At 70.1% G+C, this 20,854-nt stretch carries 21 protein-coding genes; 16 read left to right on the forward strand and 5 right to left on the reverse strand.

From position 1 onward, the window contains the following. Positions 1-78 precede the first annotated feature (78 nt). From alr to tsaD, 9 genes are all read left to right on the forward strand, one after another. Positions 79-1,209: an alanine racemase gene (alr, locus tag ACIBO2_RS56030; RefSeq protein WP_397305131.1), complete on the forward strand. Its 1,131-nt coding sequence runs from the start codon at positions 79-81 to the stop codon at positions 1,207-1,209. Then, positions 1,206-2,255, forward strand: a complete 1,050-nt coding sequence (locus tag ACIBO2_RS56035) for an alpha/beta hydrolase (protein WP_358553036.1) — start codon at positions 1,206-1,208, stop codon at positions 2,253-2,255. The genes alr and ACIBO2_RS56035 overlap by 4 nt, the downstream gene beginning before the upstream one ends. Continuing rightward, positions 2,255-2,719, forward strand: coding sequence for a tRNA (adenosine(37)-N6)-threonylcarbamoyltransferase complex ATPase subunit type 1 TsaE (gene tsaE / locus ACIBO2_RS56040; RefSeq protein WP_358553034.1), 465 nt, complete (start codon positions 2,255-2,257; stop codon positions 2,717-2,719). The genes ACIBO2_RS56035 and tsaE overlap by 1 nt, the downstream gene beginning before the upstream one ends. A gap of 138 nt (positions 2,720-2,857) precedes the next feature. Then, positions 2,858-3,559 carry a hypothetical protein gene (locus tag ACIBO2_RS56045; RefSeq protein ID WP_397305105.1) on the forward strand — a complete coding sequence of 234 codons (702 nt, stop codon included), beginning with the start codon at positions 2,858-2,860 and terminating at the stop codon, positions 3,557-3,559. 3 nt (positions 3,560-3,562) lie between these two features. Further along, the gene (locus tag ACIBO2_RS56050) at positions 3,563-4,099 is read left to right on the forward strand and encodes a class F sortase (protein WP_358431450.1); all 537 of its coding nucleotides are present in this window, start codon (positions 3,563-3,565) and stop codon (positions 4,097-4,099) included. Further along, positions 4,096-5,025, forward strand: a complete 930-nt coding sequence (locus ACIBO2_RS56055) for a phosphotransferase (RefSeq protein WP_397305106.1) — start codon at positions 4,096-4,098, stop codon at positions 5,023-5,025. The genes ACIBO2_RS56050 and ACIBO2_RS56055 overlap by 4 nt, the downstream gene beginning before the upstream one ends. A gap of 27 nt (positions 5,026-5,052) precedes the next feature. Then, positions 5,053-5,697: a tRNA (adenosine(37)-N6)-threonylcarbamoyltransferase complex dimerization subunit type 1 TsaB gene (gene tsaB / locus ACIBO2_RS56060; RefSeq protein ID WP_358553028.1), complete on the forward strand. Its 645-nt coding sequence runs from the start codon at positions 5,053-5,055 to the stop codon at positions 5,695-5,697. Then, positions 5,694-6,161, forward strand: a complete 468-nt coding sequence (gene rimI, locus ACIBO2_RS56065; protein WP_397305108.1) for a ribosomal protein S18-alanine N-acetyltransferase — start codon at positions 5,694-5,696, stop codon at positions 6,159-6,161. The genes tsaB and rimI overlap by 4 nt, the downstream gene beginning before the upstream one ends. Next, positions 6,154-7,200, forward strand: a complete 1,047-nt coding sequence (gene tsaD / locus ACIBO2_RS56070; RefSeq protein WP_358553026.1) for a tRNA (adenosine(37)-N6)-threonylcarbamoyltransferase complex transferase subunit TsaD — start codon at positions 6,154-6,156, stop codon at positions 7,198-7,200. The genes rimI and tsaD overlap by 8 nt, the downstream gene beginning before the upstream one ends. Here tsaD and ACIBO2_RS56075 read toward each other — a convergent pair. Continuing rightward, a complete protein-coding gene (locus tag ACIBO2_RS56075; RefSeq protein WP_397305109.1) occupies positions 7,181-8,104 on the reverse strand; it encodes an NAD-dependent epimerase/dehydratase family protein in 924 nt (307 codons plus the stop codon). The two genes, tsaD and ACIBO2_RS56075, sit on opposite strands and share 20 nt — an antisense overlap. Before the next feature lie 204 nt (positions 8,105-8,308). Here ACIBO2_RS56075 and sigJ point away from each other — a divergent pair, with 204 nt between their 5' ends. Next, complete coding sequence (sigJ, locus tag ACIBO2_RS56080; RefSeq protein WP_397305110.1) at positions 8,309-9,196, forward strand: RNA polymerase sigma factor SigJ; 888 nt, start codon at positions 8,309-8,311, stop codon at positions 9,194-9,196. Position 9,197: 1 nt separating this feature from the next. Here sigJ and ACIBO2_RS56085 read toward each other — a convergent pair whose 3' ends face one another. Beyond that, on the reverse strand, positions 9,198-11,108 hold the full coding sequence (locus ACIBO2_RS56085) for a hypothetical protein (RefSeq protein ID WP_397305111.1): 1,911 nt from the start codon (positions 11,106-11,108) through the stop codon (positions 9,198-9,200). A gap of 179 nt (positions 11,109-11,287) precedes the next feature. Next, entirely contained in the window at positions 11,288-12,601 is a 1,314-nt protein-coding gene (locus ACIBO2_RS56090) for a methyltransferase domain-containing protein (protein WP_397305112.1), read from the reverse strand. Positions 12,602-13,005: 404 nt separating this feature from the next. Between ACIBO2_RS56090 and groES the strand changes: the two genes are divergently transcribed. The 4 genes from groES to ACIBO2_RS56110 all read left to right on the forward strand — a co-directional run bounded on the left by groES (position 13,006) and on the right by ACIBO2_RS56110 (position 16,175). Next, positions 13,006-13,320 carry a co-chaperone GroES gene (groES, locus tag ACIBO2_RS56095; RefSeq protein ID WP_214633886.1) on the forward strand — a complete coding sequence of 105 codons (315 nt, stop codon included), beginning with the start codon at positions 13,006-13,008 and terminating at the stop codon, positions 13,318-13,320. An 82-nt stretch (positions 13,321-13,402) separates the two neighbouring features. Next, positions 13,403-15,022 carry a chaperonin GroEL gene (groL, locus tag ACIBO2_RS56100; protein ID WP_358553016.1) on the forward strand — a complete coding sequence of 540 codons (1,620 nt, stop codon included), beginning with the start codon at positions 13,403-13,405 and terminating at the stop codon, positions 15,020-15,022. A 368-nt stretch (positions 15,023-15,390) separates the two neighbouring features. Continuing rightward, entirely contained in the window at positions 15,391-16,026 is a 636-nt protein-coding gene (locus ACIBO2_RS56105; RefSeq protein WP_225293976.1) for a sigma-70 family RNA polymerase sigma factor, read from the forward strand. Beyond that, positions 16,023-16,175, forward strand: coding sequence for a hypothetical protein (locus tag ACIBO2_RS56110; RefSeq protein WP_357650738.1), 153 nt, complete (start codon positions 16,023-16,025; stop codon positions 16,173-16,175). The genes ACIBO2_RS56105 and ACIBO2_RS56110 overlap by 4 nt, the downstream gene beginning before the upstream one ends. Here ACIBO2_RS56110 and ACIBO2_RS56115 read toward each other — a convergent pair. Continuing rightward, positions 16,136-16,513, reverse strand: coding sequence for a DUF5319 domain-containing protein (locus ACIBO2_RS56115; protein WP_358553014.1), 378 nt, complete (start codon positions 16,511-16,513; stop codon positions 16,136-16,138). The genes ACIBO2_RS56110 and ACIBO2_RS56115 overlap by 40 nt on opposite strands. A gap of 39 nt (positions 16,514-16,552) precedes the next feature. After that, positions 16,553-17,614: a helix-turn-helix domain-containing protein gene (locus ACIBO2_RS56120; protein ID WP_397305113.1), complete on the reverse strand. Its 1,062-nt coding sequence runs from the start codon at positions 17,612-17,614 to the stop codon at positions 16,553-16,555. A gap of 410 nt (positions 17,615-18,024) precedes the next feature. On the opposite strand from ACIBO2_RS56120, the gene guaB reads away from it, so the two are divergent. Beyond that, a complete protein-coding gene (gene guaB / locus ACIBO2_RS56125) occupies positions 18,025-19,506 on the forward strand; it encodes an IMP dehydrogenase (RefSeq protein WP_357948280.1) in 1,482 nt (493 codons plus the stop codon). Between the two features lie 3 nt (positions 19,507-19,509). Then, positions 19,510-20,631, forward strand: coding sequence for a GuaB3 family IMP dehydrogenase-related protein (locus ACIBO2_RS56130; protein WP_358553009.1), 1,122 nt, complete (start codon positions 19,510-19,512; stop codon positions 20,629-20,631). Positions 20,632-20,854: the final 223 nt, after the last annotated feature.

Raw genomic sequence — 20,854 nt, forward strand, 5'->3', positions numbered from 1 at the left:
CGGTCGGCTGACCTCAACAGGGGCGATTCGCGCTCGACCACGTGAGCGAGCTGCCAGACTGGAGGGATGACATCCCCGATGGCGACGCCCGCGGAGGCGCAGGTCGATCTGGCCGCGATCAGGCACAACGTGGCGCTGCTCAAGGAGCGCGCGGGCGGCGCCGAAGTGCTGGGAGCCGTCAAGGCCGACGCCTACGGGCACGGGCTCGTACCGACCTCCGAGGCCGTGCTGGGGGGTGGCGCGAGCAGGCTCGGCACCGCCTTCATCCGTGAGGCGCTCGCGCTGCGCGCCGGTGGCATCACCGCGCCGCTGCTGGCGTGGATCATCACACCAGGAGAGCCGCTCGACGAGGCGCTAAAAGCCGAGATCGAGCTGTCGGCGGCCGACGTGCCGGTGCTCGACGAGATCGCCGCCGCGGCGCGGCGCACCGGACGCACCGCCAAGACGCACCTGGAGGCCGACACCGGCATGAGCAGGGGCGGCGCCCCGCTCGCCGCCTGGCCGGAGCTGCTGGCCAGGGCGCTCGCCCTCCAGGCCGAGGGCGTCATCGAGATCGTCGGCCTGTGGTCCCACTTCGCCTGCGCGGACGTGCCGGGGCATGGCTCGATCGACCGGCAGATCGAGGCGTACGAGGCGGCGCTCAAGCAGGCCGAGCAGGCCGGCGCCGCCGGGTCCCACGTCATCAGGCACCTGGCCAACTCCGCCGCGATCCTGACGCTGCCGCGCACCCACTACGACATGGTCCGGCCCGGCATCGCCATGTACGGGCTCAGCCCGGTCCCCGAGCTGGGCGACTTCGGGCTGCGACCGGCGATGACGCTCGTGGCGCGGATCGCTCTGGCCAAGCGGGTGCCGGAGGGCTCGGGAGTGTCCTATGGGCACCTTTATGTCACGAGTTCCGAGACCACGCTTGGCCTGGTGCCGCTCGGGTACGCAGACGGGATCCTCCGGCACGCGACGGGGCGGGCAGAGGTTCTGGCGGGAGGTCGCCGAAGGGCGATAGCCGGTCGGGTGTGCATGGACCAGTTCATGATCGACATGGGTGACGAGCCGCTCGCCGCGGGGGACGAGGTCGTCCTGTTCGGGCCTGGTGGGAGGGGTGAGCCGACCGCTCAGGAGTGGGCGGATAACCTCGGCACGATAACGCATGAGATCGTGACCAGGATCGGTTCGCGGGTGCCGCGGGTGTATAGGGGATCAGGGACATGACGACGACAACACGGCGGAAGGTCGGGATCGCCGGCGCCATCGTCGGTGCCGCTTCGGCCGGTGTCGCGGCGGCGGCGCTGGCCAAGCGCTACGCGGTGGGCCGCATGAGGCTGCGCCCCGACGCCGAGGCGAGCGAGCCGTTCGGCGAGCTGCGCGGCAGGGACCTCACGCTGGTCACCTCCGACAACACGGAGCTGCACGTCGAGATCGACGGGCCCGAGGACGCGCCGCTGACCATCGTGTTCTGCCACGGCTACTGTCTCAGCCTGGAGTCATGGCACTACCAGCGCCGCGACCTGCGCGACAACCACCGCATGGTGCTGTGGGACCAGCGCTCACACGGCCGCTCGCAGCGCGCCACCGCCGAGGACTGCACGATCGACCGGCTGGGCGACGACCTGGCCGAGGTGATCGAACAGCTGGTGCCCGGCCCATGCGTGCTGGTCGGCCACTCCATGGGCGGCATGACGATCATGGCGCTGGCCGACCGCCACCCCGAGCTGTTCGGTGACAAGATCCGCGCGGTGTCCCTCATCGCCACCTCGGCGGGCAAGCTGGCCGAGCTCACCCTGGGCCTGCCGGCGCTGCTGTCCAAGGCCGTGCACAAGGTCGCCCCGTCGACGATCTCGCTGCTGGGCCGGCGGGGCTCGTTCGTCGACAAGACGCGCAGCGCGGGCAGCGACATCGCGTTCCTGATGACCCGCTACATGGGCTTCGGCGACTCCAAGAACGTCAGCCCCACCCTGGTCGACTTCGCCGAGACGATGATCAGGGCGACGCCGACCGAGGTGTTCGCCAACTTCTACCCCGCGCTGATGAACCACGACAAACTGGCCGCCCTCGACGTGCTCGACCCGGTCCCGACCGCGATCCTGGTCGGCGACAAGGACTGGCTCACCCCGCCCGAGCACAGCAAGGCGATCGCCGCCGCGCTGCCCAGCGCCCAGCTCACCGAGGTGCCCGACACCTCGCACCTGATCCAGCTGGAGCGCCCGGGCGTGGTCAACGACGCGCTGCGCGACCTGATCAAGCGAGTGGAGCTGTAGTGGCCGAAAGGCTTGCGACCGCCGAGGACATGCTCGCCTACGGCGCCCGGCTGGCCGCCGGGCTGCGGGCGGGCGACCTGCTGATCCTGTCCGGCCCGCTCGGCGCGGGCAAGACCACGCTCGTGCAGGGCATCGCCGAAGGGCTCAAGGTACGCGGCCCGATCACCTCGCCCACGTTCGTGATCGCCAGAGTGCACCCGTCGCTGCGCCAGGGACCGCCGCTCGTGCACGCCGACGCCTACCGGCTGGGCGGTGACCTGGAGGTCGACGACCTCGACCTCGACGCCTCGCTGGAGGAGTCGGTGACGGTCGTGGAGTGGGGCGAGGGACTGGTCGAGGGGCTTTCCGACGACCGCCTGGAGATCCACATCGACCGCGAGAGCGGGGACGACGCCCGCCTGGTGACGCTGCGCGGCGTCGGCGCGCGGTGGGCCGACACGCCGTCCGAACCTGCGGAAAAGTAAAATCCGCCCTGTCTTCCGGCAAAGCTGCCACCCTTGACGTACCTCACCATCGATAGAAAACATGATCATTGGTAAGGGATTCGCCCAGAAATTCTGGGTATCAGGAGGGGCGGCGTCCACTTTTTTGGTGGATGCTTGGTGCAGGACGGCGCGGAGTGGGGTGCGGCGGTGCTCAGGGTCAGGCGAGTCGCGTACGCGGGAGCCATCGTCATGATCGGTGCGGTCGGCTGCTCGGCCTCCGCGCAGACCTCATCGACACCCACACCCACACCCTCGGCCTCGGCCACCGGGTCGGTCAGCGCCACACCGACCGCCACCGTGAGCAGGAAACCCATCCTGGTCGAGCTCAGCCCCGCCAAGGTCACCGCGGGTGAGACCTCGAAGGTGTGGATCTTAGCCAATTGCCCCGTCCCCAGCGGCGGCCCCGCGCACACCGGCACCGCCACGTCCAAGGCGTTCATCAACGGCGTGTCGCTGACCACCGCGCCGACGTCCTCGACGGCCACGCCCGCCCCGACCGGCACCGCGGCCGGCAACCCGTGGGTACGCGGCGAGGCGCAGGTGTCGGGCACGGTCAAGCGCGGCAACTACCCGGTCGAGGTCAAGTGCGACGGCACCAACGACACCGGCAAGGCCACCCTGCGCGTCGTCAGCGCGACCGCTGACACCTCCGACGACAGCTCCACCAAGGCGCCCACGAAGGCGCCCAGAGCGGGCGGCGGCGGCACCTTCGGCAAGGACGTGGACGAGGGTTCGGGCATGCCGGTCGGCGGCGTACTGGTCGGCGCGGCCGTGCTGGCGGCGGCCGGGCTGCTGATCAAGCGCCGCGTCCGGGGCTAGCCGATGGCCCGCCCTGGACGGGTGGTCATCGCGGGCGCCGTGACCGGCCTGGTGCTGGTCGCGTTCGGCAAGACCTATCAGGAAACCACCAAGACGGCCGGCTCCGTCGTGCCCGAGAGCATCGACATCCCGTCGATCGAGGTCGAGGCGCCGCTGATGAAGCTCGGCCTGAGCAAGGACGGCGAGGTCGAGCTGCCGCCGTACGAGAAGCCCAAGATGGCCGGCTGGTACACCGGCAGCGCGGTGCCCGGCGACAAGGGCGCCTCGGTGATCATCGGCCACGTCGACACCAAGACGGCCCCGGCGGTGTTCTTCAAGCTCAGGCAGGTACGCAAGGGCGAGATCGTCAAGGTCGAGCGGAGTGACGGCAAGGTCGTCAAGTACAAGGTCGACTCGGTAGAGCAGGTGTCGAAGGACCACTTCCCGGCCAAGCGGGTGTACATCGAGGACGGCCTCAAGCTGGTGACCTGCGGCGGCAAGTTCGACTACGCCAAGGGCGAATACGTCGACAACATCATCGTCTACGCTTCCAGAGCGTGAGCGAGCAGACCCATCCGCCCGCGTCGGGCGCGCGCGTTCCCTGGCCGGAGGTGCATCCGGCGGCTCGGGCGGCCGTCGAGGAGTTCCTCGGCGCCCCGGTGACCGAGGCCGTGACGCAGCCGGGCGGGTTCTCGCCCGCGGCGGCCGTACGACTGCGCGCCGCGAACGGCCGGCGCGTCTTCGTCAAGGCCGTCGGCCCGGAACCGAACCCCGACAGCGTCCGCATCTACCAGGCCGAGCGCAAAATCGCCGCCGCCCTCCCCGCGTCCGTGCCCGCGCCGCGGCTACTGACCTCCTTCGAGATCGAGGGCTGGGTGGTGCTCGTCTTCGAGGACGTCGAGGGCCGCCACCCCGAGCTGCCCTGGCGCCGCGCCGAGCTCGACCGGGTGAGGGAGGCCGTGCGGCGCATGTCGGCCGCGCTCACGCCCGCCCCGATCGAGGCGCCGCCGGTCGCGGAGGTGTTCGGCGAGGCGTTCCGGGGCTGGCACAGGCTGCTCGGGGAGGACACCACCGGTCTCGATCCGTGGGCGCTGCGTCACCTCGGCGCGCTGGCCGAGCTGGAGTCCGACTGGGCCGCGGCCGCCGCCGGCGACACGCTGCTCCACGCCGATCTGCGGGCTGACAACGTGCTGCTCACCGAGGAGCGCGTCTACGTGGTCGACTGGCCGTGGGCCTGCGTCGGCGCGGCCTGGTTCGACCCCGTGGCCATGCTGCCCTCGGTCGCCATGCAGGGCGGCCCCGCGCCGCAGGAGCTCTTCCCCGACCCCGATCCCGCCGCCACGGCGGTGATCGCGGCGTTCACCGGCTACCTGGTACGGCAGGGCCGGCAGCCGCCGCCACCCGGCCTGCCCACGGTCAGGGCGTTCCAGCGGGCGCAGGGGGCCGTGGCTCTTGACTGGCTGAAACAGCGCACCGGCTGGGCGTGACCCGGCGGGCGGGTAGGCTAAACAGTCGTGCTGGTCCTGGCCTTTGATACCGCGACGCCCGCCGTCACGGCCGCGCTCCACGACGGGCGGCGTGTCCTCGCCGAGTCGACGACGATCGACGCCCGGCGACACGGTGAGCTGCTCATCCCCACCATCGAGACCGTGCTGCGCGAGGCGGGTGCGGCCCTGTCCGAGGTCACCGCCGTCGTGGCGGGCAGCGGACCGGGCCCCTACACCGGGCTGCGCGTCGGGCTGATGACCGCGCAGGGGCTCGCCACCACGCTGGCCGTCCCCGCGTACGGCATCTGCACCCTCGACGCCGTCGCCTACGGCAGCGGGCTCGCCGAGCCGTTCCTGGTCGCCACCGACGCGCGGCGCAAGGAGGTGTTCTGGGCCCGCTACTCCGACGCGCGCACCCGGCTCGACGGGCCGTTCGTCGACCGGCCCGCCGAGGTGCCGGTGGAGGGCCTGCCCGTGGTGGGTGCCGGTGCCGGGCTCTACCCCGACATCCTGGGGCAGTCCGACGCTCCGCCGTACCCCTATGCCGGATTCCTGGCCGCCCTGGCGGCCGAGCGCATCGCGGCGGGGGAGCCACTCGGCCCGCCGCGCCCGATCTACCTGCGGCGGCCCGACGCGGTGGTGCCCGGCGCCCCCAAGAGGGTGACGGCGTGAAACCCCGGCAGGTGGACGTGCGGCTGCGGCAGATGACCGAGGCCGACCTGCCGGCGGTCATGGCGATCGAGCGCGACACCTTCCCGCTCGACGCGTGGAGCGAGGCCATGCTCCGCGGCGAGCTGGCCGACCAGCCGCGGACCAGGCACTACGTGGTGGCCCTGGTCGATCAGGAGATCGTCGGCTACGCGGGCCTGGCCGCCGCGGCCGACCAGGCCGACGTCCAGACCATCGCGGTCGTCCAACCGCACCAGGGCACCGGCGTCGGCGGCGCGATGCTGGCGGAGCTGCTGGCCGAGGCCGGTCGGCGCGCGGTGCGGGAGATCTTCCTGGAAGTACGGGCCGACAACCCGCAGGCGCGGGGGGTCTACGAGCACTTCGAGTTCGAGGTGATCGGCCGGCGCCGCCGCTACTACGACGACGGCACCGACGCGATCATGATGAGAAGGAAGCTGGATGGCTGACGCACCGCTGGCTCAGGGCCCTCTTGTTCTGGGCATCGAGACGTCCTGCGACGAGACCGGCATCGGCATCGTCAGGGGTCACACGCTGCTGGCCAACACCATCGCCTCCAGCATGGAGGAGCACGCCAGGTTCGGCGGCGTCGTGCCGGAGGTCGCCTCACGCGCCCACCTGGAGGCGATGACGCCGACGGTGGAGGCCGCGCTGGCGCAGGCCGGGCTGAAGTTCTCCGACATCGACGCCATAGCCGTCACGGCCGGTCCCGGGCTGGCCGGGGCGCTGCTCGTCGGCGTCGCCGCGGCCAAGTCCTACTCGCTCGGCCTCGGCGTACCCCTCTACGGCGTCAACCACCTGGCCGCCCACGTCGCCGTCGACCAGCTCGAACACGGCCCGCTGCCCAAACCGTGCATCGCCCTGCTGGTCTCGGGCGGCCACTCGTCGCTGCTGCTCGTGCCCGACGTGGCCGAAGACGTGATCTCGCTCGGCTCCACCGTCGACGACGCGGCGGGGGAGGCGTTCGACAAGGTGGCGCGGGTGCTCGGTCTGCCGTTCCCCGGCGGCCCGCACATCGACAAGGCCGCCACCTCCGGGTCGGGCACGGCCGTCACCTTCCCCCGGGGCAAGATCGACGACGGCACGCTCGACTTCTCCTTCTCCGGGCTGAAGACCGCCGTGGCGCGCTGGGTGGAGGCCCGCGAGTCGGCCGGTGAGTCCATTCACGTACCCGACGTGGCGGCCTCCTTCCAGGAGGCCGTGGTCGACGTGCTGACCCGCAAGGCACTCCAGGCCTGCCGCAAGTACGACGTTCATGACCTGCTGATCGGCGGGGGCGTCGCGGCCAACTCCCGGCTGCGCGCCCTGGCCCAGGAGCGGTGCGACGCGGCGGGCGTACGCCTGCGCGTGCCCCGGCCCGGACTGTGCACCGACAACGGCGCCATGGTCGCCGCCCTGGGCTCCGACCTGGTCGCGGCGGGCATCACCCCGTCGAGGCTGGACATCCCCGCCGACTCGTCGATGCCGATCACGACCGTTCACGTTTGAGCCCCGTGCGATAGGTGGGGTAGGCGGGGGTCCAGCCGAGTTCCCGCTTCGCGCGGTCGCTGGAGAGCCGGATGCGTACGCCGGTCATGAAGGCGTGGATGTACGGCGTCGGTCGCAGCAGCCAGCCGGGCACCCGAAGCGGCGCGGGCGCGTTCGCCGCCTCGGCCAGCGCCCGGACATAGGCGTCGAAGCTCACCGGCTCGTCGTCCGCGATGTTGTACGCCCGCCCGGCCCGGCCCCGGTCCAGCGCGGCGACGGCGGCCGAGGCGGCGTCGTGGACGTGCACGAGCGAGATGACGCTGGCCGGGTGGACCTCCGGCAGCATCCGCCGCCTCGCCATGGCCATCATCTTCCGCGTCGTCACCTCGGGGCCGTAGAACAGGCCGTAGCGCAGGGAGACGCCGTCGATGCCCGGCGTATTGAACACCTGCTCCTCGTTGGCCCGAATCGTCCTCATGTGCACGCCGAAGGGGCCTCTGGCGGGCTCGGCGAACGGCCGGTCCTCGGTCACCGGCTCCGGGCCGTGGTCGCGGTAGCCGTACCCGAGGAAGAACGACTGCGTGACGAAGCGGTGCGCGCCGACCTCCTTGGCGGCCGCGATCAGGTTGGCCGTGCCCCGGTCGCGCAGCGCGCCCGTCGGATACAGCTGGCGGTGGAACAGCGGCAGGCCGGTGATCGCCGTCGCCTGATGCATCACCGCGTCGGCCTGGTGGTCCCGCACCGCGGCGAGCAGGGCGTCGCGGTCCATCATGTCCGCGACCAGGCCCGTCGCGCCCGCCTCCGCCAGTTTGGCGGCGCCGCGTTCGGAACGGGTGAGGCCGAGCACCTCATGGCCGGCGGCGAGCAACTGGGGGATCAGCTCGGTGCCGACGGTGCCGGTGGCTCCTGCCAGAAGTACCTTCATGCCTGCTCTGTCTCCTTGTGCGGTGTGGGGTCTTCTTTCAACGGATGCGTGGCGGGGTGCCGGATGTGACATGCCGAGCCGTCATGTGGCCCACTGGCCTCTTTCGTATGTGGCCCAGATGCCCGTTGCGCGTCTGGTCCACGTGCCCGTTACGGTGGGCCGAAACCGTCTCCCGCGGAGCCGCAGGGGGATCTGGAGGGGACCGTGGCCGATGCTGAGGCGGTGTTCGGGGAGCACCGGAGCCTGCTGTTCACGCTGGCCTACGACATGCTCGGCAGCGTGGCGGACGCCGAGGACGTCGTGCAGGACACCTGGCTGCGCTGGGCCGGTGTCGACCTGTCCCAGGTGGGCAATCCGCGGGCCTACCTGATCCGCATCGCCGTCCGGCGGTCCCTGGAGCGGCTGCGCGGCCTGCGCGCCGCCAGAGAGGACTACACCGGCCCGTGGCTGCCCGAGCCGGTGGTGACCGCCGACTACCCGGTGACGGCCGCTGAGAACGTCACCACGGGCCTGCTGGTCGTACTGGAGACGCTGTCGCCTCTGGAACGGGCGGCGTTCGTGCTGCGGGAGGCGTTCGGGTTCGAGCACGCCGAGATCGCCCGCATCCTCGACCGCACACCGGCGGCGGCGCGCCAGCTCGCCCGCCGGGCCCGCGAACACGTCCGCTCCCGCCGCCCGCGCTACCCGGCCGACCCCCGGGTGGCGCGCGAGGTGGCGGAGCGCTTCGTCGCGGCGATGGCGGGCGGCAGCCTCGCCGACCTGCTGGCGGTGCTGTCTCCGGACGTCACCATGTGGAACGACGGCGGTGGCCGCGTGCACGCCTCACTACGCCCGATTCACGGCTCGGACAGGGTGTCCCGCGTACTCATGGGAATCGCGCCCAGGTACGTGGACCTGGACCTCCTCTGGACGGCTGGGCCGATGTTCCTGCTGCTGGCCGGGGGCCAGGTCCGGGTCGCGCTCACCGTGGAACCTGACGAAACGGGCACTCGGGCGGGCGGGCTGTATGCGCTGGTCAACCCGGACAAACTTGCACATGTGCGTCGACCTGCTCGCGTTGGGTCGCGCGCCATGGCTGTGCCGGACGGGTAGCTCAGTCTTTTCGCGTAGGGCGGAGGAGGGCTTCGGCGAGGGCGAGCATGGTCTCCTCCAGAGCGCCCAGACGCCTGGTGAGGTCGGTGGTGGCGGGCTCGACGATGTCGGTCACCGTCTGGGTGAGCTCGGTGCGGTCAGGGCGCGCCGCGACCAGCTCCGTGAGCACCGCCGCGGCGGCGGCCAGGCGCTCGCCCTGGTGGGTGGTCTGGGAGTCGAGGAGCTCGCCCACCCGCTCGCCGATGCTGAGCGTCGCGGGCAACTGGCCGATGCGCTGGTTGACGGCCTCGATCCGGTCGTCGACGGCTTCGAGGTGCTCGCCGGCCTGCTCGGCGTGCTGGGCGAGGCCGGTCAGGTGGGTCTCCACGCCGTTGAGCTGGCTGCCGAGACCGTCGAAGCGGGTGGTCACCCGCTCCTCCACCTCGCCCAGGCGTTCGTCGAGCGTGTCCATGCCGTTGTCGAGCTGGTTGAAGCGGCCCTCGTTGCGGGTGGCGGAGTCGATGAGGTGGCGGTCGGCGGCGGCCAGGCGTTCGTCGAGCCGGATGAAGTGGCCGTCGACGCGGCCGTCGAGCGTGTCGAAGCGGTTGTCGTGGCGGGACAGGTGGCCGTTCACGGTGGTCAGATGGCCGCTGACCGTGCTCAGGTGGCCGTCGACCGTGGCCAGGTGCTCGTCGACGCCGCCGAGCCGGCTGTCGAGGGCGCCGTGGACGTCGAGGAGCTTGCCGTCGACGCCGTCGAGGCGCCCGGCCACGCGCTGCTCGCTCTCGTCGAGGCGGCCCGCCAGGCGCTGCTCGGTCTGGTCGAGGCGGCTTGCCGCGCTCTGCCGGGTGTCGTCCAGGTGCTCGGTCAGGGTCTGCCCAGTTTCGTGGAGCCGGGCGGTCAGCGCCTGCTCGGCCTCGTCCAGGCGGTCGGCCAGGCCCTGCTCGGACTCGCCCAGACGGGCGGTGAGCCCCTTCTCGGCCCGGTCGAGGTGCGTGGTCAGGCTCTGCTCGGTCCTGTCCAGGCGGCCGGTGAGCCGCTGGTCCAGGTCGGTCAGTAGGCCCTCGGTCTCGCCCAGGCGTACGGAGAGGCGCTGCTCGGTGCCGTCCACCTGGGCGACGAGCCGGTCCGTGGCCGCGGTGAGCTTGCCGCCGAGCTGGTGGGCGGCGGCGGTGAGCCTGCTGTCGAGCTGGTCGGTGGCCGCGTCGAGCTTGCCGTCCAGCTGTTCGGCGGTGGCGGTGAGCTTGCCGTCGAGCTGCTCGGCGTTGGCGGCGAGCTTGCCGTCGAAGCTGTCGGGCAGCTCCAGCAGCGCGCCTTCGATGCGGTCCGTACGGGCGGTCAGCTCGGCGAGCGACTTGTCGATGCGGCTGAAGCGGCCGGCGGCGGCCTCCATGCCCGTGTTGAGGTGACCCAGCCTGACACCCAGGTCGCTCATTCGCTTGGTGATGCCCTCCGTGAAGTCGAGGACCGCCTGCAGCTTCTTGAGCACCTCGTCCACGTTGTCGCCGACGGTGCCGACCTCGGCCCAGAGCCCCGGCAGCTCCGCCACCGGCGCGACCCGCTGGTGAACCGACTCCACATGCGCGTCAACGGTGCCCACCTGCTCGCCGACGGCGTCGACATGGTCGCGCACCGCCTCGACATGCTGGGCCAGGCCCTCCGCCCACATCGGCGGTTTGGCCGCGATGTCGTCAAGCCGCCCGCTCACCGTCTCGAGCGTGCCGCTCAGACCCCCCAGCTCCCGCTCGCGAACCTCCCTGAGCAGCCACTCCATACCCTCAAGGCGCTGGCGGATCTCGTCGAGGACGGCCCCCTGGGTCCGCTGCTCGTAGACGTGGTCCTGGGACGCACGCGCGAGCAGGTCCCGCATCCTTTCGGAGATGGCGGAATCGCCGCCTGCCTGTAGAAGGGTGGTGTGGTTGGCGTGATCCACCGAAAGGCTCCTTCGCTCGCCGACGGTCTGCCGCGCAGCGGTGGGACAGGTCCGGTTTGCAGATGAAACGAGAACGCGGCTAACCGCCAAAGGGGGAGGACTCCCGCGTGCTCACCTTAGCCGCTCGATCAAGGTCCGTCAGGAGCGAAGTAAAAGATCGGGGTTGACCCGATAATGCCCTACTTTGCCATTTGCGCAGGTGGGGATGGGTGACAAATCAGGACGGAAGGCTTATCCATGATGCGGGTAAGTATGATTACCGCAGATTTGTCACCCGAAAGTCGCAGGTCATTTCTGAGTCGTTCGATGTCGACCGCCGAGGCTCGCTTCTTGATGACGACATTTCCGACTTGCCGCTCGCGGAGAGTGGCGCGGAGGCGCTTCAGAGAGAACGGCAGCACTTCTTCCACCGTGTAACGCGCGGCCCATGGGGTGTCGAACGGCTCGTCGCCGGTGATGTAGGCGATCATCGGGTCGGGGAGACGGCCGCCGACCATCTCGGCGACCTCCCCGACGAGGTGCGCGCGGATCGCGGCCCCGTCGGGTTCGTACACGAAGCGGCCGACGGGGCCGGTCGGCGCCTCGGCCCCGCGGGCGACGAGCGTCTCGCCGCCGGGCAGCAACGTCGCACGCCGCACCGGCCCCTCGCCTCGCGCCGCCCCCTCGCCTCGCGCCGCCCCCTCGCCTCGCGCCGCCCCCTCGCCTCGCGCCGCCCCCTCGCCTCGCGCCGCCCCCTCGCTTCGCACCGGCCCTTCGGCTTGCGCCGGCCCTTCGGCGGGGCCGGTCCAGAGGGCTGCCTCCTTCACCTCGCCCTTGTACGACACCCACTCAGCTTCGGCTTCGCCCGGGATGAACTCGTACGGGATGCCCGGAGCCACCTTCAAGCAGGCCCGCCGAGCCCTGGCGACCAGGTCGAGCACGACCGGCCACGGCGGCGAGTAGGCCATGGGGTCGAACGTCCTGCCCCGGCTCGTCCGGCGGGCGGGGTCGGCGAACAGCCAGTCGTAGTCCTCGGGCGAGACCGTCGCGGCGTCCGCCTGGCGTACGGTGACCCGATCCGCGAGTCCGAGCGCCTCCGCGTTGGCCCGGGCGACGGCGACGGTCAGCGGGTCGAGGTCCACGGCGTCCACGACGCAGCCGGCGCGGGCCAGGGCGAGGAAGTCGCCGCCGATGCCGCAGCAGACGTCCACGACCCGCGTCCCGCCGGCGGTTCCGGCCAGGCGGCGGGCCCGGTGGGCGCCGACCTCGGCTCGGGTGGCCTGCTCCAGACCGTGCGGAGTGAAGTACATGTGGGCCGCGTCGGCGCCGAACTTGGCCTTGGCGCGCTCGCGCAGCGCCGCCTGGGTGAGCGCGGCCGAAGTGAGGTCGGCGTCGTACGACCTGCGCAGCCTCGTCGCCGCGACCACCGGATCGGCGCCCACCACCTCGACGGCCTCGGCGAGTGCGCGCTGCCCGCGCGGGGTGAGCAACTCGGTGAAGGCGTCGAGATCCACGTCACCCGACGTTAGCGTCTCCCCGCCGCACTCCAGCCTGCGGCCGTGCGCGTACGGTGGTGGACTGGAACGTTCGCCGTGCGCGTACGGCGGACGGCTGGAACGGCCGCCATGCGCGGGCGCGGTGGCTGGAAGGTCCGCTGTACGCGGAGGTGGGGGCTCAGGCGTTCGCCTGCGCCAACAGCCCGTGTCACCCCAATTACCCCCAACCTTGGGCAAGCTCTTGGGCCTTATCGCTCTGAGCAGACGCGTTCGTGTTGACTGTCAAGCCCCTCTTGCATATGTTTCCTGTTGGCACTCTCCCCTTGAGAGTGCCAACGTGCGACGAGGCAGGTCTGACACCCGCGACGGCAGGCCCCGCTGGTCGCCTCTTCTAGATCATTCAAATCTGAAGGGGAGGTCCGATCGTGACGACCGCCACCAAGGTTCCCGTTAAGCCGCTCGGCGACCGCATCGTGGTTCAGCCGCTTGAGGCCGAGCAGACGACCGCTTCCGGCCTGGTCATTCCTGACACCGCCAAGGAGAAGCCGCAAGAGGGCAAGGTCCTCGCGGTGGGCCCGGGCAACTGGGATGAGGACGGCGACAAGCGTATTCCGCTCGACGTCGCTGAGGGCGACATCGTCCTCTACAGCAAGTACGGCGGCACTGAGGTCAAGTACGGCGGCGAGGAGTACCTCGTGCTCTCCGCCCGCGACGTTCTCGCGATCATCGAGAAGTAAGCCGGATGCGTCAGGCCCCGGGCGCGCGTCTCCTCTGAGCGCGTGCGGCCGGGGCTTTCGACGCTAGGAGAGGACTTTCAGCATGGCGAAGATCCTAGCGTTCGACGAGGACGCACGCCGCGCGCTTGAGCGTGGCGTCAACGCCCTCGCGGACGCCGTGAAGGTAACCCTCGGCCCCCGTGGCCGCAACGTCGTCATCGACAAGAAGTTCGGTGCTCCGACGATCACGAACGACGGCGTGACCATCGCTCGTGAGATCGAGCTGGAGGAGCGCTACGAGAACCTCGGCGCCCAGCTCGCCAAGGAAGTCGCCACCAAGACCAACGACGTCGCTGGTGACGGCACCACCACCGCGACCGTCCTGGCTCAGGCGATGGTCCGCGAGGGCCTGCGCAACGTGGCCGCCGGCGCCTCGCCGCTGTCGCTGAAGCGCGGCATCGACAAGGCCGCCAAGGCGGTCAGCGACAAGCTGCTGGCCAGCGCGCGCCCGGTGGAGGACAAGAAGGAGATCGCGAACGTCGCGACCATCTCCGCTCAGGACGCCAAGATCGGTGACCTGATCGCCGAGGCGTTCGACAAGGTGGGCAAGGACGGTGTTCTCACCGTCGAAGAGTCCAACGCCATGGGCATGGAGCTCGAGTTCACCGAGGGCATGCAGTTCGACAAGGGCTACCTGTCGGCCTACATGGTGACCGACCCCGAGCGCATGGAGGCCGTCCTCGAAGACGCCTACATCCTGCTCACCCAGGGCAAGATCTCCTCGATCTCCGACTTCCTGCCGCTGCTCGAGCAGATCGCGCAGACCAAGAAGCCGCTGCTCGTGGTCGCCGAGGACGTCGAGGGCGAAGCCCTGGCCGTCCTGGTCACCAACAAGATCCGTGGCACGTTCACCTCGGTCGCCGTCAAGGCGCCGGGCTTCGGCGACCGCCGCAAGGCCATGCTGCAGGACATCGCCATCCTCACCGGTGGCCAGGTCGTGAGCGAGGAGGTCGGCCTCAAGCTCGAGAACGTCGGCCTTGAGGTGCTCGGCAACGCCCGCCGCATCGTCGTGACGAAGGACAACACGACCATCGTCGACGGCGGCGGCGACCAGCAGGCGATCGAGGACCGGGTCAAGGAGATCAAGATTGCCATCGAGCAGTCTGACTCCGACTGGGACCGCGAGAAGCTGCAGGAGCGCCTCGCGAAGCTGGCCGGCGGCGTGTGCGTGCTGCGCGTCGGCGCCGCCACCGAGGTGGAGCTCAAGGAGAAGAAGCACCGCCTCGAGGACGCGATCTCCGCTACGCGCGCCGCGATCGAGGAGGGCATCGTCTCCGGCGGTGGCTCCGCGCTGATCCACGTCGCCAAGGACCTCGACGACCTGGGCCTGACGGGCGACGAGGCGACCGGTGTCGCCATCGTCCGCCGCTCGCTGGTCGAGCCGACGCGCTGGATCGCCGAGAACGCCGGTCTCGAGGGCTACGTGGTCACCCACAAGGTCTCGGAGCTGTCGGCGGGCAACGGCCTCAACGCCGCCACGGGCGAGTACGGCAACCTGCTCGACCAGGGCGTCATCGACCCGGTCAAGGTCACCCGTTCGGCCGTCCAGAACGCCGCGTCGATCGCCGGCATGCTCCTCACCACCGAGGCGCTCGTCGTCGACAAGCCGGAGGAGGAGCCGGCCGCCGCCGGTCAGGGCCACGGTCACGGCCACGGCCACTGAGCCCTTCCTTCCTCACCCGACCCGTGCCTGATTACAGGTGCGGGTCGTGTGCTTTCTCCGGCGCGCCCCTGGCCTCCAACCCCCGCAAAGCCATGTATGGCATATGACATACGGGCAATCCTGTCGATGCTGCTGAGAGGGTGAGCGAAGGGCGATGAACCGGGAAAGTGGTTTATTCGGGTAAACCGGATGTGTGGCTTAAGCGTCTAGGCGTCTGACAATTTCTGCACATTTTGGGTTATGGGATGAAATATTCTTCCGTAATAAAGGCTTAGTGTGGCCGGTTGATTACTGCCCGTTATCGCCGCGTCAATGTGACCAATCCGTAGCCGTTCGCGATGACGACAGGCCCGATCAGTGCGGGCATCATGCCTATCGTGAGCGAGGGAAGCGTCGCCGACGCCAAAATTGGGGTAAGGCTCGCGTCGAGACTTCCGGCACGGACGGATGACTCCGACCTAAGGGAACTGACGAGCCTCGCCGTACAGGGAGATCGCAGTGCGATCGAATCCCTGCTCGGCGAGTTGCGTCCGATGGTGGTGCGCTATTGCCGCGCCAGGCTGGGCAGGGTTTCAGGGCAATATCACATTGCCGATGACGTAGCCCAGGAGGTGTGCATCGCGGTCCTGTCCGCGCTGCCGCGATACCGCGACATGGGACGGCCTTTCGCCTCCTTCGTCTTCGGTATCGCCTCGCACAAGGTGGCCGACGCGTTGCGGAGTTCGGTCCGCTCGGCCGTACCGACTCAGGATCTACCGGACGGGCCCGACGACGGACCGGGGCCCGAGGAGACGGTGGTCCGCTACATCGAGGTGGAGTACGCCCGCAGGCTGCTCGCCAGGCTCCCCGACAACCAGCGCGAGTTGCTGTTGTTGCGGGTGGTGTCGGGGCTGTCGGCGGAGGAGACCGGTAATGTACTCGGTATGTCACCAGGTGCGGTCCGTGTTGCTCAGCATCGAGCGCTGGCGAGGCTGCGGCAGATGGCCGAACTGGAGTCGGCTTGACGCCGGAGGAGCAGACTGACGCGCTCCTCGACGTGCTGGCCCGCGGCGAGCTGCCCGATTCACGCGATCCGGCCGCGCGGCTGCTCGCCGCGCTGCTGGACGACGTGGATCAGCGGCGCTCCTCGGTGTCGATGACACCGTCGACGTAGCCTCTGGCGTATTCCCAGGTCACGTAGTCGGCCGGGTCAGGGTGAAAGGCCGGCTCGTGCATCTGGGGCTGGCCTTTGTCGATCATCTGGCGCAGATTGCCGCGCAGCAGCTCCCAGTCGAAGAAGTGCTGCTCGCCGCATTCCGGGCAGTCGAGCACCAGGCCCAGCACTCCCTGCTGCTCTAACAAGGAGCGGAAGACCTCGACGTCGGCCAGGTCGGTAATGGCCTCGTCGCGCTCGGCGGCGGTCAGCGGTTCGGCGTCGTCGAGCTCGCCCATCGCTGAGGAAGGGTCGTTCGGGTCGTCCGCGAACGGGTCGCGGGGGACGTCTTCCAGCACCTTCCCACCATATGACCGATGCGGCCACCGCGGTGGCTATTAGCTCAGCCATCCACGCCGGGCGGCCTCCACACCTGCGTGAAAGCGTGATTGCGCGCCAAGCTGAACCATGGCGTCGGCGAACCTGGCCCGTACCGTGCGTACGGAGACACCGAGCTGGCGGGCTATCGAGTCGTCGCACATGCCCTGCGCCGCGAGCCGCAGCACCTGCACCACGCCCTCGCCCCGGCGACCCCAGGGCAGGGGTACGGCCCGGCCCCACAGCTCCTCGAAGAGCGACCTGAGCATGCCCACGACGATCGGGGTCCGTACCAGGTAGAAGTTGTAGGCGTGGTCGGGCAGGTTGCCGCCCCACAGCGCGGGCAGGCCGGCGGCGTCGGGCCCGGCGGTCATGAACCAGCTCGGCACCCGGGCCAGCGTGCGTACGGTCCCGCCGGTGGCCAGCAGTCTGGTCAGCTGGTCGCGTACGCCGGGCAGGGTCAGCGTGGAGACCGGGATGACGGCCCGCACGTTCAGGAGTTTCCGCTGCTGTGCGTCGATCCAAGGATCGGCAAATTTTCGGACGAAGTCCGCCATCGTCCGCTCGTCGGGAATGGCGGTGAGTAGGTGCATCGGCGGGGACTGGGACTGCACCGCCATGCCCACCACGCTCTCGTAGAGCACGTCGGCCCCGCTCACCATCTCAACCCGGAACGCGCCGTTCTGGTAGTCGTGCCCCACGTCGTAGTCGCGGATCAGCCCTCGGATCGAGCCGAGGGCGGAGTCGATGCGCCTGCTCTCCTCGGCCAGCCGGTCGAGGCGCTCGGCGATCAGCCGGCCGAGCGCGGCGGCGGGGTGCCGGGCGAGGTATTCGCCCGATTGCTCGTCGATCACCCCGAGCCTGACGAGATCGTCGAGCTGTCTGCTCACCTTGTCGACGGGACCGTCCATGGCCTCGGCCAGTTCGGTACGCGTGGCCCTGTGCAGGCGCAGCACCGCCGTGTAAAGCGCGGTCTGGGCCGGGTCGAGGCCCAGCGTCGCGAGGGGAGCGTCCGCGAGGGGAGCGGACGCGAGGGGAGCGGACGCGAGAGGGTCGGACAGGGTGTGGGACTCGCTACGCATATAAGGGGCTCCGTAGGGGGGACACGGGCGTGCCGTGAGAATAACTCGGCGATACGTCCTTGTCCGCTCCTTGCGTGGACTCCTTGGCCACATGTGCAGCTTCGTGCAATTGCACGTTTTCACATTGCGGTGTGCCGATGAGTAACGCAGGCTTAACCCAGCGTCGGCATCCACTTGAGCTGGCAGCGCTTGCCATCAGGACGCGGAGGGGGGTTCGGTGGCGCTTTATGCGCTTCCGCCCGGATGTCGGTGGCCGGAGGATGGGGCGGATCACCGACCGCCCCATCCTCCGGCTCTTTGGGATGCCGGGGGTACGACGGGCCGTGGGGGTCATCGTGCTCCCGGCCTCGGGACGTTTTGCATCTAGGCCCTAGACTTGCCTCATCAGCATCGGCAGGAGGGGCCGCAGCATGTCCAAGTTCACCGAGACGGGTCTGACCTTCGACGACGTGTTGCTCGTCCCAAGCTATTCAGACCTGCAACCTGGTGACGCGGACACCGGTTCACGCCTGTCGCGCGGCATCAATCTGTCGATCCCGCTGGTCTCCGCCGCGATGGACACGGTCACCGAGGCTCGCATGGCCGTCGCCATGGCCCGCCAGGGCGGCATCGGCATCCTGCACCGCAACCTGTCGGTGGAGGAGCAGGCCCAGCAGGTCGACCTGGTCAAACGGTCCGAGGCCGGGATGGTCACCAACCCGGTCACCTGCACTCCCGACGACACCCTGGCCGACGTGGAGCGGCTGTGCGCGACGTACCGGATCTCCGGGGTGCCCGTCACCGACCTGTCCGGCGTACTCGTCGGCATCGTGACCAACCGCGACATGCGCTTCGAGACCGACCAGTCGCGGCCCGTGCGCGAGGTCATGACCCCGATGCCGCTGGTCACCGCCCCGGTCGGGGTGTCGCGTGACGGCGCTTTCGAGCTGCTGCGGCACAACAAGATCGAGAAGCTGCCCCTCGTCGATCCCGACGGCCGGCTGCGCGGTCTGATCACGGTCAAAGACTTCACCAAGAGCGAGCAATATCCGCTGGCCACCAAGGACGCGGACGGCCGCCTGGTCGTCGGCGCCGCCGTGGGCGTCGGCGGTGACGCGGAGCTGCGGGCCAAGGCGCTGATCGAGGCGGGCGTCGACGTGGTCGTGGTAGACGTCGCGCACGGCCACTCCAAGGGCCTGGCCGACATGGTCGCCAAGCTCAAGGCCAACAGCAAGGTCGACGTCATCGGCGGCAACATCGCGACCAGGGCGGGCGCCCAGATGCTCGTCGACGCGGGCGCCGACGCGGTCAAGGTCGGCGTGGGCCCCGGCTCCATCTGCACCACCCGCGTCGTGGCCGGCGTGGGCGCGCCGCAGGTCACCGCCATCTACCAGGCATCGCTGGCGTGCGGCCCGGCCGGCGTGCCGGTCATCGGCGACGGCGGTCTGCAATACTCCGGCGACATCGTCAAGGCCATCGCCGCCGGCGCCGACACGGTCATGCTCGGCTCGCTGCTGGCCGGCTGCGAGGAGTCGCCCGGTGAGCTGATCTTCATCAACGGCAAGCAGTTCAAGTCGTACCGGGGGATGGGCTCGCTCGGCGCGGTCCGCAACCGCGAGCGCGGCGGCATGTCCTTCAGCAAGGACCGCTACGCGCAGGCCGACATCGGCGGCGAGGACAAATACATCCCCGAGGGCATCGAAGGCCAGGTCCCCTTCCGGGGACCGGTCGCGGCGGTCGCCCACCAGCTCGTCGGCGGCCTGCGCCAGGGCATGTGGTACGCCGGCTGCCGCACGATCACGCAGATGCACACCGACTGTGAGCTCATGCCGATCACGGCGGCGGGACTCACGGAGAGCCATCCCCACGACATTCAGATGACCGTGGAAGCCCCGAACTATCACAGAAGGTAAGACATGACTCAGCAGGTGGAGATCGGCCGGGGCAAGACCGGTCGCCGGGCCTACGCGCTCGACGAGATCGGCCTCGTACCCTCCCGGCGCACTCGTGACCCGGAGGAGGTCTCGATCGCCTGGCAGATTGACGCTTACCGGTTCGAACTACCCGTGGTCGTCGCCCCCATGGACAGCGTGGTCTCGCCCGCCACCGCGATCGAGATCGGCCGCCTCGGCGGCCTGGCGCCCCTCGACCTCGAAGGGCTCTGGACCCGCTACGACGACCCGTCGCCGCTGCTGGAGGAGTGCGCCTCGCTCGACGCCGAGGCCGCGACCAAGCGGCTGCAGGAGATCTACACGGCGCCGATCAAGGAAGAGCTGATCGGCCGCCGGATCGCGGAGATCCGGGAGTCCGGCGTGACCACGGCGGTCCGCCTGTCTCCGCAGCGTACGGTGCAGTATCACAAGGCCGTCATCGACGCGGGCGTGGACATCTTCGTCATCCGCGGCACCACGGTCTCGGCCGAGCATGTCTCGGGCCGGGCCGAGCCGCTGAACCTCAAGCAGTTCATCTACGAGCTCGACGTGCCGGTCATCGTGGGCGGCTGCGCCACCTACACGGCCGCCCTGCACCTCATGCGCACCGGCGCGGCGGGCGTCCTGGTCGGCTTCGGCGGCGGCGCCTCCCACACCACCCGCAACGTGCTGGGTGTGGCCGTACCGATGGCCACCGCGATCTCCGACGTCGCCGCCGCCCGCCGCGACTACATGGACGAATCAGGCGGCCGCTACGTCCACGTGATCGCCGACGGCGGCATGGGCACCTCGGGCGACATCGCCAAGGCCATCGCCTGCGGCGCCGACGCGGTCATGGTCGGCTCCCCGCTCGCCCGCGCGACGGAGGCCCCCGGCCATGGCTTCCACTGGGGCTCGGAGGCCCACCACCCGGACCTGCCTCGGGGCCGGCGGGTGGCGTTCGGCACGGTGGGCAGCCTGGAGCAGATCCTGCACGGGCCGTCCAGCGTGGCCGACGGGTCCATGAACCTGATGGGGGCGTTGAAGCGGACGATGGCTTCGACGGGCTACTCGGACATCAAGGAGTTCCAGCGCGTCGAGGTAGTCGTCGCGCCCACCCAGCGCTGACCATTTGAGCGCCCACCCGCTTCCGGCCCAAAGGGCTTCGCGGGTGGGCGTTTCGCGCTTCGGGGGCAGACGTTGCTCCCAGTCGGGCCCAGGGCCCGACCCCTGAAGGACCTCGCTCCGCTCGGACGCCCTGCTGGGGCGCGGCTCCGCCGCGCGCTTCGCCCACGGCACACCGATGGCCCCCTAAGCTGCCCGTGATCGGATGGCCGGTGCCGCCCTCGAT

The organism is Nonomuraea sp. NPDC050022 (assembly GCF_044460705.1).
In the GTDB taxonomy this organism is placed as follows: Bacteria; Actinomycetota; Actinomycetes; order Streptosporangiales; family Streptosporangiaceae; genus Nonomuraea.